The 707-nt window shown below is 67.0% G+C and carries 1 protein-coding gene; it reads right to left on the minus strand.

Annotation, left to right across the window (positions count from 1 at the left end; genetic code table 11):
* Positions 1-665: AMP-binding protein (locus tag SM447_RS29300; RefSeq protein ID WP_474576105.1), on the minus strand; the 665-nt coding region annotated here is incomplete at its 3' end.
* Between the last annotated feature and the right edge of the window lie 42 nt (positions 666-707).

A 707-nucleotide genomic window follows, 5' to 3' on the forward strand; every position in this document is an offset into this window, starting at 1 on the left:
TGGGTCACCCCCACACCCTTCGGCTGCCCCGTCGAACCCGACGTATAGATCACATACGCCAACCCGGCCAACGACAGCCGACCACGCCGCTCCCCAGCACCCAGATCCGCCCCCGGCAACGACGACACCGCCGCCACCACACCCGGATCATCCAACACCACCAACCGATCCCCAGCCCCCGCCACCACATCCACAGTCGACCCCACCGCCACCACCAACGACGGCGCCACATCCCCGACCAGGAAATCCACCCGATGCCGCGGCAACCCCGCATCAACCGGGCAATACGCAGCCCCCGACTTCACCACCGCCAGCATCGCCACCAACCACGACACCGACCGCGGCACCACCAGAGCCACCACCTGATCCGGCCCAACCCCACGCCCGACCAGATACCGCGCCAACCGATTCGCCTGCGCATTCACCTCCGCATACGACAAAACCTCACCAGCACACTCCACCGCCACCGCATCCGGCGACCGCCGCACCTGCGCCTCGAACAACTCCCCCAACGACACCGACGGCACCACCCGCACCGTCTCATTGACCCCCACCACCAACCGCTGCCACTCCACCGGCTCCATCACCGGCACCCGATCCACCCGCACCCCCGGATCGGCAACCACCGCCTCCAACACCCGCACAAACCGGGACGCCAACACCACCGCCGACTCCCGATCAAACAAATCAGCCGAAAACTCCAACAC

The sequence above is a fragment of the Micromonospora aridisoli genome, from assembly GCF_056150025.1.